Here is a 279-nt window from a genome sequence, read left to right as displayed (position 1 = left end):
CCATTTCGCGGCTCAGCACGCCCATCGACCAGCCGTCAGAGGCAATGTGGTGCAGGGTCAGCAACAACACCGAGTGCTCGTCACCCATGCGTACCAGGCGTGCGCGCAGCAGCGGCCCGTTGACCAGGTCGAACGGTGTCGACGCTTCATATTCGGTCAACACCTGCAAGCGCTGCGCGGCATCGGCCTGCCCGCGCAGGTCATCCTGTTCCAGTACAAATGAACCTTCGACAGGTGTGATCCGCAGTTGCGGCTCATCGTTATCCATCACGAAGACAC

1 protein-coding gene is annotated in these 279 nt (G+C 60.9%); it reads right to left on the bottom strand.

The features are described 5' to 3' along the window. Window positions 1-279 (bottom strand): condensation domain-containing protein (locus SB765_RS29170; RefSeq protein WP_410932425.1); only part of this gene is annotated, 279 nt, incomplete at both ends.

Source organism: Pseudomonas sp. SIMBA_067, from assembly GCF_046534675.1.
Lineage (GTDB): Bacteria > Pseudomonadota > Gammaproteobacteria > Pseudomonadales > Pseudomonadaceae > Aquipseudomonas > Aquipseudomonas putida.
Note: the sequence above shows the minus strand (reverse complement) of the source record. Positions and strands in the feature narration are given on the sequence as shown.